The organism is Streptomyces sp. NPDC031274 (genome assembly GCF_055570235.1).
On sequence record NZ_JBVIHP010000026.1, the window covers coordinates 1 to 16,348 of the forward strand.

At 70.3% G+C, this 16,348-nt stretch carries 12 protein-coding genes; 4 read left to right on the forward strand and 8 right to left on the reverse strand.

All coding sequences use genetic code 11. From position 1 onward, the window contains the following. Positions 1 to 224 precede the first annotated feature (224 nt). Both ACZ5CR_RS33405 and ACZ5CR_RS33410 read left to right on the forward strand, forming a co-directional pair. Positions 225 to 1,451, forward strand: coding sequence for a thiolase family protein (locus ACZ5CR_RS33405; RefSeq protein ID WP_361842619.1), 1,227 nt, complete (start codon positions 225 to 227; stop codon positions 1,449 to 1,451). Continuing rightward, entirely contained in the window at positions 1,448 to 3,580 is a 2,133-nt protein-coding gene (locus ACZ5CR_RS33410; RefSeq protein WP_468864447.1) for a 3-hydroxyacyl-CoA dehydrogenase NAD-binding domain-containing protein, read from the forward strand. The genes ACZ5CR_RS33405 and ACZ5CR_RS33410 overlap by 4 nt, the downstream gene beginning before the upstream one ends. Positions 3,581 to 3,668: 88 nt before the next feature. On the opposite strand, the gene ACZ5CR_RS33415 is transcribed toward ACZ5CR_RS33410, so the two are convergent. Further along, positions 3,669 to 4,724: a PLL family lectin gene (locus ACZ5CR_RS33415; protein ID WP_468864449.1), complete on the reverse strand. Its 1,056-nt coding sequence runs from the start codon at positions 4,722 to 4,724 to the stop codon at positions 3,669 to 3,671. Positions 4,725 to 4,824: 100 nt separating this feature from the next. Here ACZ5CR_RS33415 and ACZ5CR_RS33420 point away from each other — a divergent pair, with 100 nt between their 5' ends. Further along, positions 4,825 to 5,193, forward strand: a complete 369-nt coding sequence (locus tag ACZ5CR_RS33420; protein ID WP_468864451.1) for an NTP pyrophosphohydrolase — start codon at positions 4,825 to 4,827, stop codon at positions 5,191 to 5,193. Between the two features lie 21 nt (positions 5,194 to 5,214). On the opposite strand, the gene ACZ5CR_RS33425 is transcribed toward ACZ5CR_RS33420, so the two are convergent. From ACZ5CR_RS33425 to ACZ5CR_RS33445, 5 genes are all read right to left on the reverse strand, one after another. Further along, positions 5,215 to 6,291 carry a C40 family peptidase gene (locus tag ACZ5CR_RS33425; protein ID WP_468864454.1) on the reverse strand — a complete coding sequence of 359 codons (1,077 nt, stop codon included), beginning with the start codon at positions 6,289 to 6,291 and terminating at the stop codon, positions 5,215 to 5,217. Positions 6,292 to 6,307: 16 nt separating this feature from the next. Further along, complete coding sequence (locus ACZ5CR_RS33430) at positions 6,308 to 6,790, reverse strand: poly-gamma-glutamate biosynthesis protein PgsC/CapC (RefSeq protein WP_389901345.1); 483 nt, start codon at positions 6,788 to 6,790, stop codon at positions 6,308 to 6,310. Further along, entirely contained in the window at positions 6,787 to 8,307 is a 1,521-nt protein-coding gene (pgsB, locus tag ACZ5CR_RS33435) for a poly-gamma-glutamate synthase PgsB (RefSeq protein ID WP_468864456.1), read from the reverse strand. Before pgsB ends, ACZ5CR_RS33430 begins: the two co-directional genes overlap by 4 nt. A 5-nt stretch (positions 8,308 to 8,312) precedes the next feature. Beyond that, the gene (locus ACZ5CR_RS33440; RefSeq protein ID WP_468864664.1) at positions 8,313 to 10,553 is read right to left on the reverse strand and encodes a cache domain-containing protein; all 2,241 of its coding nucleotides are present in this window, start codon (positions 10,551 to 10,553) and stop codon (positions 8,313 to 8,315) included. Between the two features lie 315 nt (positions 10,554 to 10,868). Beyond that, positions 10,869 to 12,077: a CapA family protein gene (locus ACZ5CR_RS33445; protein ID WP_468864458.1), complete on the reverse strand. Its 1,209-nt coding sequence runs from the start codon at positions 12,075 to 12,077 to the stop codon at positions 10,869 to 10,871. 23 nt (positions 12,078 to 12,100) lie between these two features. On the opposite strand from ACZ5CR_RS33445, the gene ACZ5CR_RS33450 reads away from it, so the two are divergent. Next, positions 12,101 to 13,090 (forward strand): hypothetical protein, encoded by a 990-nt coding sequence (locus tag ACZ5CR_RS33450; protein ID WP_468864461.1) that lies wholly within the window; start codon positions 12,101 to 12,103, stop codon positions 13,088 to 13,090. 44 nt (positions 13,091 to 13,134) lie between these two features. Here the strand turns inward: ACZ5CR_RS33450 and ACZ5CR_RS33455 are convergent, their stop codons facing one another. Further along, complete coding sequence (locus ACZ5CR_RS33455; RefSeq protein WP_468864463.1) at positions 13,135 to 14,631, reverse strand: ArnT family glycosyltransferase; 1,497 nt, start codon at positions 14,629 to 14,631, stop codon at positions 13,135 to 13,137. An 83-nt stretch (positions 14,632 to 14,714) separates the two neighbouring features. Continuing rightward, positions 14,715 to 16,208: an amino acid permease gene (locus ACZ5CR_RS33460; protein WP_468864466.1), complete on the reverse strand. Its 1,494-nt coding sequence runs from the start codon at positions 16,206 to 16,208 to the stop codon at positions 14,715 to 14,717. Positions 16,209 to 16,348 lie beyond the last annotated feature (140 nt).

Sequence of the window (16,348 nt, forward strand, 5' to 3'; positions counted from 1 at the left end):
CCGACGTCCTCTTCGCGATGCTCCGCGACGGCACCTTCTACGAAGCCCAACCCGCCCCAACCCCTTGACCAAAGTCATAGGGGCACCCCCCCCCACCGAAACCCGAGTGTGACCTTCGCCTCCCCGAGGCACCCCGCGCCAACCCTTGGCCGCGTAGTTACTGGCAAGTAGCATGGACGAGGAAAAGCGCCGCCAGGCGCCCCGCACCCTGGAGGAGAGCCATCGTGCCTCGTACCGTCAGGGACGTCGTCTTCGTAGATGGCGTCCGCACCCCGTTCGGCAAGGCGGGCCCGAAGGGCATCTACCACGAGACCCGTGCGGATGACCTGATCGTGAAGGCCATCCGGGAGCTGCTCCGCCGCAACCCGGCCCTCGACCCCGCCAAGATCGACGAGGTCGCCATCGCCGCGACCACGCAGATCGGCGACCAGGGTCTGACGCTGGGCCGCACCGCCGGGATCCTGGCGGGCCTGCCCCAGTCCGTGCCCGGCTACTCCATCGACCGCATGTGTGCGGGCGCGCTGACCGCCGTGACGGCGACCGCGGGCTCCATCGCGTTCGGTGCGTACGACGCCGTCATCGCCGGTGGCGTCGAGCACATGGGCCGCCACCCCATGGGCGAGGGCGTCGACCCGAACCCCCGGTTCGTGAGCGAGAAGCTCGTCGACGAGTCCGCCCTCTTCATGGGCATGACCGCCGAGAACCTGCACGACCGCTACCCGAGCATCACCAAGCAGCGTGCCGACGAGTACGCCGTGCGCTCGCAGGAGAAGGCCGCCAAGGCGTACGCCAACGGCAAGATCCAGCAGGACCTGGTGCCCGTCTCCGTACGACGGACCAACGAGGAGGCGGGCGAGACCGGTTGGGGTCTGGCGACCGCCGACGAGCCGATGCGTCCCGGCACCACCCTGGAGAGCCTCGCCGGCCTCAAGACGCCGTTCCGTACGCACGGCCGCGTCACCGCCGGTAACGCCGCGGGCCTCAACGACGGCGCCACGGCGTCGATCATCGCCTCCGAGGACTTCGCCCGCGAGCACGACCTGCCGGTCAAGATGCGGCTCGTCTCGTACTCCTTCGCGGGTGTCGAGCCCGAGGTCATGGGCTACGGGCCCATCCCGGCCACCGAGAAGGCGCTCGCCCAGGCGGGCCTGTCCATCTCCGACATCGGTCTCTTCGAGATCAATGAGGCCTTCGCCGTGCAGGTGCTCGCCTTCCTGGAGCACTACGGCATCGCGGACGACGACACGCGCGTGAACCAGTACGGCGGCGCCATCGCGTACGGCCACCCCCTCGCCTCCTCCGGCGTGCGTCTGATGACGCAGCTGGCGCGGCAGTTCGAGGAGCAGCCGGACGTCCGCTACGGCCTGACGACGATGTGCGTCGGCTTCGGCATGGGCGCCACCGTCATCTGGGAGAACCCGAACCACAAGGACGCCGGAGGCGACAAGTGAGCAGCTCCACCACTGAGCTTCTGAAGGGCGCGGCCGAGCTGTTCCCGGACGAGGTCGTCACGCAGGCGCACGTACGCCACCTCGACCTGCCCGCGGGCGCCGGGCGCTTCGCGCTCATCACGCTCGACAACGGCTTCGACCACACCAAGCCGACCACCTTCGGTCCGGGCTCGCTGGCGAACCTGAACACCGCCATCGACCAGGTCGAGAAGGAGGCGGCCGAGGGCACGATCGTCGGCGTCGGTGTCACCGGCAAGCCGTTCATCTTCGCCGTCGGCGCCGACCTCAAGGGCGTCGAGATCCTCGGCCGCCACGAGGACGCGCTGGCCATCGGCAAGGGCGGCCACGAGGTCTTCAAGCGGCTCTCCGGGCTGGCTGTGCCGACGTTCGCGTACTACAACGGCGCTGCCATGGGCGGCGGTGTCGAGGTCGGTCTGCACTGCTCGTACCGCACCGTCTCCAAGGCGCTTCCCGCCTTCTCGCTGCCCGAGGTCTTCCTCGGTCTCGTACCGGGCTGGGGCGGCTGCGCGCTGCTCCCGAACCTGATCGGCGCCGACAAGGCCGTCTCGGTCATCATCGAGAACTCGCTGAACCAGAACCGCCAGCTCAAGGGCAAGCAGGTCTTCGAGCTCGGCATCGCCGACGCGCTCTTCGAGGGCGCCGACTTCCTGGAGCAGTCGCTGATCTGGACGGCCTCCGTCCTCAACGGCTCACTCACGGTGGAGCGCCCCGAGATCGACCGCGGCGAGGCCTGGGACGCCGCTGTGGCGCGTGGCCGCGGCATCGCGGACTCCAAGGTGCACGGTGCGGCCCCGGCCGCCTACCGCGCCCTGGAGATCATCGAGGCCGCCAAGGACGGCGACCTGCAGCAGGGCTTCGACGCCGAGGACAAGGCGCTCGCCGACCTCATCATGGGCGGCGAACTGCGCAGCGGCATCTACGCGTTCAACCTCGTCCAGAAGCGCGCCAAGCGCCCGGCGGGTGCTCCGGACAAGAACCTGGCGCGCCCGGTCACCAAGGTCGGCGTCGTCGGCGCCGGTCTGATGGCCTCGCAGCTCGCGCTGCTCTTCCTGCGCCGCCTGGAGGTGCCGGTCGTCCTCACCGACATCGACCAGGCCCGCGTCGACAAGGGTGTGGGCTACGTCCACGAGGAGATCGACAAGCTCCTCCTCAAGGGCCGCGTCAACCAGGACAAGGCGAACCGCCTCAAGGGCCTGGTCTCCGGTGTCCTGGACAAGGCCGAGGGCTTCTCCGACGCCGACTTCATCATCGAGGCCGTCTTCGAGGAGATCGGCGTCAAGCAGCAGGTGTTCGCCGAGGTGGAAGCCGTCGCTCCGGCGCACGCCATCCTCGCCACCAACACCTCCTCGCTCTCGGTCTCCGAGATGGCGTCGAAGCTGAAGCACCCCGAGCGGGTCGTCGGCTTCCACTTCTTCAACCCGGTCGCGATCCTCCCGCTCCTGGAGATCGTGCGCGGCGAGCAGACGGACGACGCCTCCCTTGCCACGGCCTTCGGTGTCGCCAAGAAGCTGAAGAAGACCGCGGTCCTGGTGAAGGACGCCCCGGCGTTCGTCGTGAACCGCATCCTCACCCGCTTCATGGGCGAGATCCAGAACGTCATCGACGAGGGCACCCCGGTCGACGTGGCCGAGAAGGCCATCGAGCCGCTCGGCCTGCCGATGTCGCCGCTGGTGCTCCTGGAGCTGGTCGGTCCCGCCATCGGTCTGCACGTCTCCGAGACGCTCAACCGCGCCTTCCCCGAGCGCTTCACGGTCTCCCCGAACCTCGCGGCGGTCGTCAAGGCCGGCAAGCGCGGCTTCTACGTCTACGACTCCGGCAAGCCGGAGCTGGACCCCGAGGTCGCGGCTCTCCTCAAGCAGGGCGATGTCGTCCTGACCGAGAAGCAGGTCCGCGACCGCGTGCTCGACGCCGTGGCACAGGAGATCGGGCTCATGCTCGACGAGGGTGTCGTCGCCGAGGCCCAGGACATCGACCTCTGCCTGATCACCGGTGCGGGCTGGCCCTTCCACCTGGGCGGCATCACGCCGTACCTGGACCGTGAGGGTGTCAGCGAGCGGGTCAACGCCAAGCGGTTCCTCGCGCAGGGCGTGGCGAGCGTCCCGGCGTAACTCTTCGCCCCGACACGTCAACACGGCTGGGCCGTACGGGATTCACTCCCGTACGGCCCAGCCGTCGTTCTCGTGCCCCCGAAAGGCGTCAGAGCTGGGTCCACGCCTCCAGGGCGAGCCCCTTCTCCGCCTTCTGGCGGGCGAGCCGAAGCGTCCCGTCGGCGCCGACCGCCGCGATGACCACGCGGCCGTGCGCGTCGAGGGCCAACGCCGGGGCGCCGACGCACGGTTCGCCGGTCTCGGCCCACCACAGCCCGGCGTCCTCGTCCTCGGTGGGGAACGCGGCGATCGCCGGGCGCCCGGTGCTCGTGCGGTGCGCGAGGACCGTGCAGTCGTGGCCGTCTATGGTCGTCCGCACGGCCGCCGTGGCCTCGGTTCCGGGGGCGCCGCCGAGCGGGAGGGCGGGGCCGCCGTCCGCGAGGCGGTGGGCCAGGACGCCGCTGCCGTGGGCGTCTGCGGCGTAGTACGTGAGGCGGTCGGGGGCGGTCTCCAGGGCCGTGCCGGAGCCGGGGACCGGGGCGAGCGGCACGTCGTCGGCGCGCAGCAGCTCACCGCCACGCTCCTCCTGGGCCCAGCGCAGGGTCGCCTCGGCGCCGGGCGCGAGGACCTCCACGCGGCCCGCGGACGTGGCGAGGGCGACGATGCCGTCCAGGGCCTTGCGGACCTTGAAGTCCTTCCAGCCCTCCCACTTGCCGCCCTTGCCCTCGCGGCGCATCCGGACACTGTTGACCGCGTCCCGTACGAAGACGTGGACCGTGCCCGCGGCGTCGACCGCGGCTGCGGGAGCGCCGAGGTGCGGCGCGCGGTCTACGAGCTTGGTGTGCGGGTTGCCCAGGGACCGCCAGTCCATGAGGGGGCGCCCCGACTGGTACTGGACCGAGTGCACGATGTCGACGGCTGTCTTTCCCTCGCCGTCGAGCTTCTCCCTGCGGCCGAAGAAGTGCACGTAGCCGTCGGCTCCCTGTGCCAGGGTGAGGTAGGTCAGGTCGGGCACCTCGAAGAACTCCGGTCCCGTCCAGTCGGGGCCGCCGGGCGCGCTCTCCGTCCAGCGCAGCAGTCCGTCCTCGGTGCGGGTGTACGCGGTGAGGCGGCCGTCCCGGCCGCGCAGCAGCCAGCGGGCGCTCTCAAGGACACCGGTGCTCACGGTTCTCGGCCTCGACGACATGACTCGGCGGCACCCCTTCAACGTCCATATCCACGTCCACGTACGCACAACGTTCCACTTGTTAGTTTACGTTTGCCGTATGAGAACTCTCGTCGTGGTGGACGCCGCGAACGTCGTCGGGTCCGTACCCGACGGCTGGTGGCGTGATCGCCGCGGTGCCGCGGAGCGGCTGCGGGACGGGCTCGTGGGGTACGCGGAAGAGGGCCTGCCGGGATATCCGGGGCCGCTGGAGATCGTCCTCGTGGTCGAGGGCGCGGCGCGGGGCGTGGATTCCGTGCCCGGCGTACGCGTCGAGAGCGCGCCCGGCAGCGGCGACGACCGTATCGCGGAGCTGGCCGCCGAGGCCGACGGCCGCCCCTGCCTCGTCGTCACGGCCGACCGCGAACTGCGGGGCAGGGTGGCCGAGTCGGGGGCCCGGTGCGCGGGCCCCCGTACGGTTCGCCCCTAGGGCTGCCCTGGAGAGGATGCTCTAGAGCCGCTTCGCGCTCCGCAGGGTGGAGGCGTAGTAGCCGTTGCCGTCGAGGCGCGATGTGCCGCCCTTGTCGCCGATCGTCGGACCGTTGACCTCTTCGCGGCTGGAGATGAAGAGCTTGTGGCCGTCGGCGTCGTGGCCGAGGAAGATCCCCACGTGGTCCAGGCGCTGCTTGGTCCGGGCATCCAGTTTGAAGAAGACCAGGTCACCGGGTTGGACGACGTCGATGGACTTGGGTCGGTCCGCCGAGCCGACGCCCTTGAGCTTGATGACGTCCGTACCGGCCTTGCCGCGCGCCATGCCGTTGGCGGTACGGGGCAGGCCGTCGCCCGCCTGGTCGTTGGCCATCAGGGGGTAGCGGGCGCGGTAGCCGAAGACCGTGCGGACGAAGCCGGAGCAGTCCATGGAGCGGGCCCGTACCTTCTCCGGCTGGATGGTGGTGCCGTTGCGGAACGTGTACGGGATGCCGAGGTAGTCGAAGAAGTCCGACTGTTCGAGGCGCAGGTCGTTGCCCGCGCTGCCGTCGGGGTTGAGGGGGCCGAAGTTGGCGTCGCCCGCGTAGGCGATGCCCTCGTCGTCCTTCTTGACCGGTGCGCCCTCCACGTACTGGAAGGCCATCGCGAAGATGTCGTCCTCCTCGCTGCCGGAGAACTCCTTGTACCAGTCCTTGAACCACTTCTCCTTCTCGGCGCCCTCACGCCAGTTCTCCGGCATCAGGCGTACCCAGTCGTTCGTCACGACGCGGGACTTGGTGTTCGCGGGCTCGGTGAAGGTGCGGCTGGGTCCTGTCAGCGTCGCGCTGCGGGCGCCGTCCGTGAAGGTGGCGATGACCTTGCCGCCCTCGGTGCGCAGGACGGAGCGGTCGGGGTTCTTGAGGCGCTCCCACTTCTGCTTCCCGCTCCCCGGTTGCCCGTTGCTGTTCTGCAGGCCGCCGGGAGTGTCGGTGACGGCCTGCACCTTGGGTGCTCTGGCTTCTTCGTCCTTGCGCAGTTCCACGGTCAGGTACGCGCTGCCCGCGAGGAGGGCGAGCACGGTCGCCGCGTGCAGGACGGGACGCTTCTTCTTGGGCGGCATGAATGACTCCTGGGAATCAGGCGGACGGCATGAAGCCGAGGAGGATCCCGGCGGTGAGGACGACGTAGGCCATGAGCGTCACCGAGCCCGTGGCGAGCAGGGTCGGGCCCTTGGGCTGGCGCACCAGCTGATAGGCGATCAGGCCGGGGACGATGAAGCCGAGGGTCTGGTTCGCGTACATGAGCGGGAACTCGATCGAGAGCACGATCATCACGGTCGCCTGGAGGGTGACGCCGAGCAGGACGACCGCGGCGAAGAGCCGCTTGCCGTACAGGATCACGTACTTCTGCATCAGCAGGGTGCCGACGTAGGTCAGCACGGTCACGCCGAGCACCATGGCCGCGCGCTGGAGGTCCTCGACGAGGGTCAGGGCGAGCCAGCCCGGGGTGATCATGCCGCCGGGCGAGAGGTTGGTCGTCAGATAGCAGACCAGGGAGAAGAGCAGCCCGAGCGCGATACCGACCGCGGCGATCTCGGGGGTGAGGACGGAGGGAATCAACGGGGCTCTCCTGGACTGTGCCACTGCTGGTTGTCGTCTTGGGCGGGCGGTACGGGCGGCACCCGCGGCTCGAACATGCCGCGGGGCGCGGGGGGCTGGGGACGCGGCTGCGGCTCCTGGGGCGGGTACTGCTCGTGCGGCGCGTGCGCCTCGTACCGCTGGTCCGGGGTGCGCTGCACGGGAACGTGGACCTGCGGGACCTGCGTCTGCGGGAGCTGGACCTGCTGGAGCTGGGCCGTGGAGTACCGCGACTCGTACGCCTCCGGATAGTGCTGGTACGGATCGACGTGCGGCTCGTAGAACGGGGCGGGCTCCTCGGGGGCCGTCTCCTCGCTCTCGTCCGGTGGCAGTTCCGCGAGGCGCTCCAGGAGCAGCTCGCCCTGGCCGTGGATGTTGCCGATCGCCACGAGCGAGGAGTCGGCGCCGAGCTGCGCGAGCATCTCGGCCATGAACTCCTCGGGGTCGCGCCGGTCGCCGCCGAGGTCCACGGCGCGCCCGCGCCACTCGGCGGGGATCGCGTCGATGGCGGACTTGGCGGGGTGGCCGATGACGAAGACCTTCTCCGGCTGGAGGTCGGGGATGATCTCGCCCATCTGGCCGTTGCGCTCGACACGGTCGGGACGGCAGTTGATGACCACGTGCAGCGGGCGGTGGATGGCGCCGAGGTCGAGCAGCTGGTTGATGTTCATCAGCGTCGACTCGGGGTCGTTGGCCGCGAAGACGTTGGCGAAGCGCACCTTCTTGCCGTCCTCGGTGGCGTACCGCTCGACCGAGAGGACACCGGGGTCCGGCGGGGCGTCGTACATGCCCTGGAGTGCCACCTCGCGGCCGACGCCGAGGAGCTCGGCGACCTTCAGCGCGATCGCCACGTTCTCCTTGAAGGTGAACCAGCTGAAACCGCGCAGCTCGTCGTCGCTCACCGTCTGGGGGTCCGCGTAGATCAGCTCGCAGTTCCGCGCGTCCGCCTCTTCCTTGAGGATGTCGAAACGATCCTGCTCGGCGGTGACGCAGATCCCGCCCTCCGGCATGGAGCGCGAGAGGGAGCGCGCCACGTCGTCGAGGGTCGGACCCATCTCGGCGAGGTGGTCCTCACGGACGTTGCAGAGCACGCCGATCGTGGAGCGGATCAGCTTGGACTGGTTGATCTCCTGGAGCGCGGGCATGACGGCCATGCACTCGATGACCAGGGCGTCCGGGTTGTACGCGGCGGCCCGCCGCACGATGCCGATCTGCTCGACGACGTTGGCGATGCCGAACTTGCGGTAGACGGGCTCCTCGGTGGCGTCCGGGTGGATGAACCGGGCCGCGGTACCGGTGGTCTTGGCGACCGTGTTGAGCCCGCCGCCCCGCAGGGCGCCCGCGCAGAGGCGGGTGATGGAGGACTTGCCGCGGATGCCGTTGACGAGGACCCGCGAGGGAATGTGCTCCAGGTTGGTGAAGTGCCGCCGCTGTTCGACGACTCCGGCCACCAACAGGATGGCGCCGCACACCACGAGCACGGTGTAGAGGAAGAGCACGGGGTTCAGTTCCTTCCGGCGAGGTCGGCCGTGACGCCGTCCCGCTTGCGCTGGGTGCCCGTCGGCAGCTGCTGCCGCAGGAGTTCCAGGCTGCGGGTGACGGCGCCGACCTCGTCGTGGTGGCGCGGGTAGAGGACGGTGCGACGGTCCCCGTCGGCGAGCGCCTCGGCCTGGTCGGCGAGGTGCCGCAGCGGCCGTACGACGACGATGTGCAGCCAGCCGAGACAGGCGGCCGCGGCGGTGATGCCGAGGAGACCGGCGAGGACGGTGCGGTTCTGGAGGCTGTACTCGGGGATGGCGAGGCTCGACGCGGGCTGCCAGCTGAGCACGGTCCAGCGCAGGGAACCGGCGGCACCGCCACCCGCGAAGGGCGCCGCGGCCGCGATCTCGATCCCGTCGCCACCACCGCGGTAGAGGACGCCACTGGGGCGCGGGCTGAGGCCCACCTTCTGGCCGGTGCCCTCCGCGAGCGCGTCGAGCCGTCCGTTGGGCAGGCTCTCGAACTCGCGGTAGCCGGTGTTGGCGCCGATCACCTTGCGCTTCTCGTCGACCACGCGGACCTCACCGAGGCCGGGACGCTTGAGCAGCGAGTTGAGGAACTCGATACGGAACTCGCCGACCACGGCGGCTCCTTCACGGCCCGGCACCTCGGCGGTACCGAAGATGACCGGCTCCTTGCCGCCCTCGTCGACGACCCGGATGGCCTCGTTCGACGGTCCCTCGCCGGACGGGCTGCGCGGGTCGTCGCCCGCCTTCGCCAGGACCTTGCCCCGCGCGTCGAGCACGTAGAGGGACTGGTAGCGGCCGTGCTGGTTCAGGGTGCTCTCAAGGACCTTGGCCATGTCGGAGGCCTCGGTGCGGTCACCCATGAGGGAGGCGACCGATGTGAGGTCGGCGTGGCCCTCGTTGAGGGCGCGGCGGACCCGGTCGGTGAGGGTGTCGGTGCGTTCCCGCTGGTCGTTGACCATCTGCTGGGGTACGACGACGGTGTCGCCCGCGCGGTTGAGCATCAGCATGAGCGGCGCGGACCACGCGAGCAGGAGCACCGCGCAGACCCCGATCAGGGTGCGGCTGCCGAACCTGCGGCGGCGTGCGGGCTCCGGATTCGTGTCGGCGGGAGCGCCGAGCAGCTGGCGGCGCAGCCGTTCGAGGGCGGCGCCGATGCGGGCCGCCTCGCCGCGGCGCGGTACGGAGACCGGCCGTTCGAGGTCGCCCCGGGTCAGCCTGCGGCCTTCGAGGAACAGCTGGATCAGCGGGCGCTGCACGGTCCGCAGGAGCAGGAAGACGGTGGCGCCGCCGATAAGCAGCAGGGCGGCCGCGGCGAAGAGGCCGAAGGCCGAACTGCTGGTGGCCGTCGGGTCCTCGGCGACGGGGACCATCGCGACGACGCTCAGGCCGAGCCGGGTGGCCACGGTGGCCTCCCCCGCCTCGGGCCCGGCGAGGCTCGCGTAACCGCCGATGGCGCGCTCACCGAGGTAGCGCTCGCCGGTGAGATGGCCGCTGACGCCGAGGAAGCCGCCGGAGCCTGGCTCCTTGGACTTGATCGGGTGCGCGCGGGTCTTCTTGGCCGCGGTCGCGGCGAAGGACGTGAGCTGCTTGTTGGACTGCTTGACCTCGTCGCGCTGCAGATCGGTGAGGACCTGCTCGGGCTCGGGGATGCCGTCGGTGCTGAGTACCTTGCCGTCCTGGCCGACGACGGCGATGGAGCGGAACTTGCCGAGGCTGATGCCGGGGAAGCGCAGGCTGCCCGAGGCGACGAGGAGCTGCTGCGGCTGTCCCTTCCAGGTGAGCAGGGCAAAGGAGAGCAGGCGCGTCTCGCCGTTCTCCATGCGCACCATGCGCGGGGCGAGACCGTCGTCGTCCGCGAGCTTGCCGCGGTCGATGGCGGTCAGCGGCAGGTTCTCACCGCGGGCGGCGAGGAGCTTGCCCGATGAGATCTCGACGACCGCGGTGCCCATCCACTTCTGGTAGACGCTGCCGATCTTGTCGAGGACGGCGTCGGCGGGCACCGGCTCGCCCGCGCTGAAGAGCTCGGCGGTCCGGGTCAGGTCGGTGACGGACTCGTCGATGGAGGCGCGCAGCGCGATGGCGCCGTCCTCGGCGAAGTGCTGCTGAGACGACTTGATCGCCTTGGGTACGGCTTCCTGGCCGGCGCGGCCGAGGGTCAGGGCGGTGATGCCCGCGAGGGCGAGGAGCAGAACCGACAGCACAGCGATGGGCGGACGAATGCCACCCAGCAGGGACATGTCGGTTCTTCGGCGGACCTTGTGCCGCCGCTTCGAACGCGAAGCGGCCAAGGGAGGCTCCTCTCCTGGAGTGACGCGGGGACGGGGGTGACACGGGAAGGCATCAGCGCAGAGTGATGCGTTCCGGAGTGCTTGGACCTACGAGACACCAGAAGGGATGTACGAGATATGGGAAATGTGAGCTAGCTCGCGCTGATCGCCCGACAACCCTTACGTCAGGAGACGCACGACTCCTCCGCCAGCCGATGCAGGCGGAGGCGACGGCGGAGGCCCACGGCGGAAGCCACGCCGGATCCCACGGCGCAGCAGCTCGCGTCAGCTGCCGGGCAGCGCCTCCAGCGGCTCGAGGCCGTCCTTGCTCGCGCCCCGGTTCAGGAGCGTGCCCTGGGTGCGCTCGAACGCGAGGCGGTAGCGGGAGCGTTGCTCCTCGCTGAGGCCGTCACCGTCCCGCAGCGTGGCGGCCAGGTCCAGGAGCCGGTGGTCCTGGACCGCGTCCTTGGGCAGGGCGCCCGCCTCGTCCGGGTCCGGCGGGATGTCGACGAACGTCGGCACGTACTTGGCGTCGACGTCCCACTTCCCGCCCCGCTTGACGAACTCGAACCAGCCGATGGCGCCTTCTTCGGTCAGCCCGTTCGGCACGTCGTGCCGGGCGATCTGGTTGCCGAGTCCGTACGCGACCCAGGTGCCGTCGACCTTCTCCATCGGCTGGACGACGTGCGCGTGGTGGCCGATGACGAGGTTGACGCCGGTCTCGCGGGCGATCCTGCGGGCCAGCTTGAGCTGCGAAGAGCTGGCGTTGGGCTGGTTCTCACGCCCCCAGTGGATGCTGAGGATCACGACGTCGGCGCCCGCCGCGCGCGCCTTCTTCTCGGCGGCGGCGATCGCGTCGAACTTGTTCTGGTTCACGATCCACGGCTTGCCCTTGGGGACCTCGCGGCCGTTGAACCCGAACGCGAACGCTATCTGCGCGACCTTGACGCCCTTCACCTCGGTGATGAGCGGTTTACCCGCTTCCGCCGCGCTGCGCGCCGACCCCGTGTGCCTCAGGCCCGCCTTGTCGAGCGTGTTCAGGGTGCGGGTGACTCCGGCGGGACCGTGGTCGAGCGTGTGGTTGGACGCGGTCGAGCACTGGTCGTAGCCGACGTCCTTGACCGCCGTGGCGATCTGCGGCGGCACGAGGAAGTCGGGGTAGCTCTGGAAGGGGCCGCCGGGTTTGCCCACCACCGGCTCGAAGTGGCAGATCCCGAGGTCGGCCTTGCTGATGACGGGTTTGATCCCGGCCATCATCGGCCCGAAGTCGATGCCCTTCTCGCCCTTGCCCGTGGCCTTGGCGTCCTTGCGGGCCTGATCGGTCAGTTGCGGGTGGATCAGGATGTCGCCCGCCGCGGCGACGGTGAACGAGGGGCCGCCGTCGGCGGCGGGCTTGTCGTCGTCGCCGAAGGGGCCGCAGGCGGTGGCGGTGCCGGCGAGCAGGAACGCGGAGGCCGCACAGGTCACAAAATGCCTGCGGGAAGGACGTGTCATCACAGGGATATCTTTATACGACCATGAAGTACTCCCGCACCCGACTGATGACGATCGCAAAGAAGCTCGGGGTCGCCGCCGCCGTGACGGCGGTCGCCCTCAGCCTCGTGCAGTGCGAGGCGACCCCCTCGGACACCTCGGCCCCCTCGGGCACATCGGACCCCTCGGACAAGGGCCACAAGCCCTCCGGCCGCCCTGCCCTGGAACGGCTGATCACCGACTACACCGCCGGCTTCCACGAGGACAGCGGCTACCGCCACCCCACGCGCGAGGACCGGCGCACGATGGCCGCGGGCGTCGCACTCCTCCTCGACCACCAGCGCACGGAGGCCGAGCGCCGCCTGAGCGACGTGGACTTCGCGGTGCGCACGGTCACCGACAGGGCGAGCGGCCGACGGTTCGCCGAGGTCGCCGACCGCTCCGAAGGCGGCGCGGCACCGCGCGGCTGGGGGCGCGTCTACATCGACCTCGAATCGCCCGTCCGCTGGTCGGTCCAGATCCCCCACCCCGTCGCCGACCGGTACACGGAACGGCTCGGCGCAGAGCTCCTGAGCCGCTCCCCCGGTGGCGTACTGGTCGTCGCGGGAGCACATCGCAAAGCCGGGCGCGGTGACGCGGCGGATGTAGCGCACCGCAGGGACAGCGTTTTCCACGCGCTTTGCGCCGAACTCGTACGCCGTGGGCTCCCCGGCGTGCAGCTGCACGGGATGGATGACGACTCCGCGCCGAAGCACGATGTCGTCGCCTCCACGGGCCGGGGCAGGGAGGCCGTCGCCGAGGGCCGCGACCTCGCGGACGCGCTGCGGGAGCGGGGTTACGACGTCTGCCGGGCCTGGGCGAGGTCCTGCCCGCTCGCGGGCCGCACCAACGTGCAGGGGCGGACGGCGGCGGCGCACGATGTGCCGTTCCTGCACGTCGAGTTCGGCGCCCGCATCCGCGAGGACCGCGCCCGCTCGCGGGAGACGGTCGAGGCGCTGGCAGACGTCACGCGCACATGGCGGCGCGACGGCTAGCCGCCCAGCTCCCCGGGCGCCGGACGCGGACCAACGGCCGAGCTTCACCGCCCCCGGCCCACCCGGGCGTACACCACCGCTCCCTCGACCCGCAGCACCGGCCGGTAGCCCTCCGTGAGGATCCGCCGCAGCGACGGCACCCGGTCCGGGCCGTACGGCTTGCCCCGGGAGTCGTCGATCACGAGCTTCGGCGGGTGGCGGCGCAGCTCTTCGCGGAAGACGGGCCAGGTGCCGTCGACCGCATACTTCTCCCCCACCTGAGGGCCGTTGCGGCCCCCGCTGTAGTTGGTGAGCAGCCCGGCCGTGAGGTAGCGGCTCGCGGGGGCTCGGTCGGCGAGCCAGTACGTCTCCGGGTGTATGCCCCACACCAGCACCTTGTCCTCGGGCCCGGCGGTACGGGACTCGATCACCTCCGCGAGCCGTTGCGCGTGCGCGAGGTCGGGGCGGGGTGCCAGCAGACCCCAGGCCAGGAACACCGCGCACGAGCACCCCGTGGCGACGATCGCCCTGGCCGTCCGTTCACGCGGCAGGATCTGCAACGCCGCCGTGCCGAGCAGGGCGAGTGGCGGCATGAGTTGCAGGTAGTAGTGGCCGAAGAAGTGGAAGCCGAGCAGCACCGCCGCCGCCGAGGACGCGAGCCACAGCCACAGCTCCGGCGCCCCCGTACGGGCGACGCGCAGGACGCGTACGACCGCCGGGACGATCCCCGCACACGCCCCCGCCAGGAGCAGGGCGTTCACCAATCCCCGCCCCAGTACGTGGAGTTCGGAGCCCGTGAAGGAGGCGTACGCGCCCGAACCCGTCACCGTCCAGAACACGAAGCCCGAAGGGGTCGTCAGGGCCGCCGCGGCGAGGAGGGGAGCGCACAGGCCTGCCGCGAGGTGGGCCACGGAAGGACGGGGCGCACCGTCCCGCCACAGCAGCCAGGCCACCGGCACGATCACCGCTCCCCCGGTCTGCTTGGCGAGCAGCGCGCAGGCCACCGCCGCCCCCGCGGCGCCCCATCTGCGGCGGTCCGCGCACCACATGGCGGCCGCCGTGCACGGCAGCATGAAGATCTCGAAGGTGGCCGCCTGGGCGTCCTGCGGGTTCAGACCGATCGAGATCAGCAGGTACACCACACCCGCCGTACGCCCCGCGCCGTCCCCCCAGTGCCGCCGGGCCAGCGAGGCCAGGAGTACCGCCGTCAGGAGCTGCGCGGTGACGGCGAGCACCTTCAGCGGGAGGAGCGAGGAGTCGCCGAAGAGGGCGAAGGACCCCTCGTAGAGCCAGGGGACGAGGGGCGGCTTGCGGTCGACGACCGTCTCGTAGAGCTCGCCACCGTGCGCCAATATCCGCGCCTGTACGGCGAGATAGCCCTCGTCCGGGCTCCACAGCGGCCCCCGGAAGGAGGGCAGCCGGGTCACGCACGCCAGGGCGGCGAGCAGCGGGAGCAGGCGCGTCCAGTAGGTGCCTCCGCCGCCGGGAACGTACTCCCCGAGCGGACCCGACCTCCAAGGTTCGGGTACGGAGCGTAGCGATGAGGTGGGCGCGACGGACATGCGATGCACGCTATCCGGCCCCGCACTTCCCATCTGAACGGGACATACGGGGCCGGGAGTGAAGTGATGCCGAAGAGCGGCGACTACTGTGCGTCGTCGGCGTGCGGGTCACGCTGGTGCAGACGGCTGTGCGAGCGGCCGTACACGAAGTAGATCACCACGCCGATGACCATCCAGACGGCGAACCGCAGCCAGGTCTCGGCGGGCAGGTTCAGCATCAGCCACAGCGACGCGAGCACCGAGAGGATCGGGACGAACGGCACCAGCGGGGTGCGGAAGGACCGCGGCAGGTCGGGGCGCTGCTTGCGGAGCAGGACGACGCCGAGCGCGACCACCACGAAGGCGAACAGCGTCCCGATGTTGACCAGTTCGGCGAGTTCGTCGATGGAGGTGAAACCCGCGACGATCGCGACGATCCCGCCGAGCAGGAGCGTCGAGCGGTACGGGGTCTGGAACTTCGGGTGGACCTTGGAGAAGGTCAGGGGCAGCAGTCCGTCACGGCTCATCGCGAAGAACACCCGGGTCTGGCCGAGCAGCAGGATCATGCAGACCGAGGTCAGGCCGACCGCGGCGCCGAAGCTGATCACGCCCGCCCAGAAGGGGTGCCCGACGGCCTTGAAGGCGTCGGCGAGCGGGGCGTCCGTGGAGAGCTCGGAGTACTTCTGCATCCCCGTGACGACGACGGAGACGGCGACGTACAGGACCGTGCAGATGAAGAGCGAGCCGAGGATGCCGCGCGGCACGTCGCGCTGCGGATTGCGTGTCTCCTCCGCGGCGGTGGCGACGATGTCGAAGCCGATGAACGCGAAGAAGACCACGGCCGCGGCGGTGAAGATGCCCATCACACCGAAGTGCGAAGGCGTGAAGCCGAACATCAGCTGGACCAGCGGCGCGGTGATGCCGCCGCCGCCGTCGGCGGGCTCGGACGGCGGGATGAACGGGTCGTAGTTGGCGCCGGTGATGTAGAGGGCGCCGACGATGATGACCAGGAGCACCACGGTCACCTTGACGGCGACGATGACGTTCGTGACCCGCGAGGACAGCTTCATCCCGGCGACCAGGATGCCGGTCAGGACGATCACGAGGATGCAGGCGAGCAGGTCGAAGCCGAAGGTGCCCTCATGGGTGCCGCTCAGCGCCTGCGGCAGATGCCAGCCCGCCGAGTCGAGGAGCGAGCGGATGTAGCCCGACCAGCCGACGGCGACCACCGCGCAGCCGAGCGCCAGTTCCAGGATGAGGTCCCAGCCGATGATCCAGGCCGGGAACTCCCCGAGGGAGGCGTACGAGAAGGTGTAGGCGGATCCCGCGACCGGCACCGTCGACGCGAACTCGGCGTAACAGAGCGCCGCGAGCCCGCAGACGAGTCCGGCGACGACGAAGGCGAGGGCGACCGAGGGCCCTGCCGTCTCCTTGGCGATCTTTCCGGTCAGTACGAAGATGCCGGTGCCGATGATGACGCCGACGCCGAAGACCGTGAGATCGAGGGCGGACAGCGACTTCCTGAGCGCGTGCTCCGGCTCCTCGGTGTCCTTGATGGACTGCTCGACGCTCTTCGTCCTGAAGAGACTGCTGCTCACGGGCGTACCTCCACGCTTGTCGTCCCCGACATGATCGAGAGGCCGAGTACCCCGTGTGCACCGGCGCGAGCCTATTCACGCGAATGGGCCGGTCCCACCACCCGTACAGGGTGCTGAAACCGGCCCATCGGCGGTGCGCC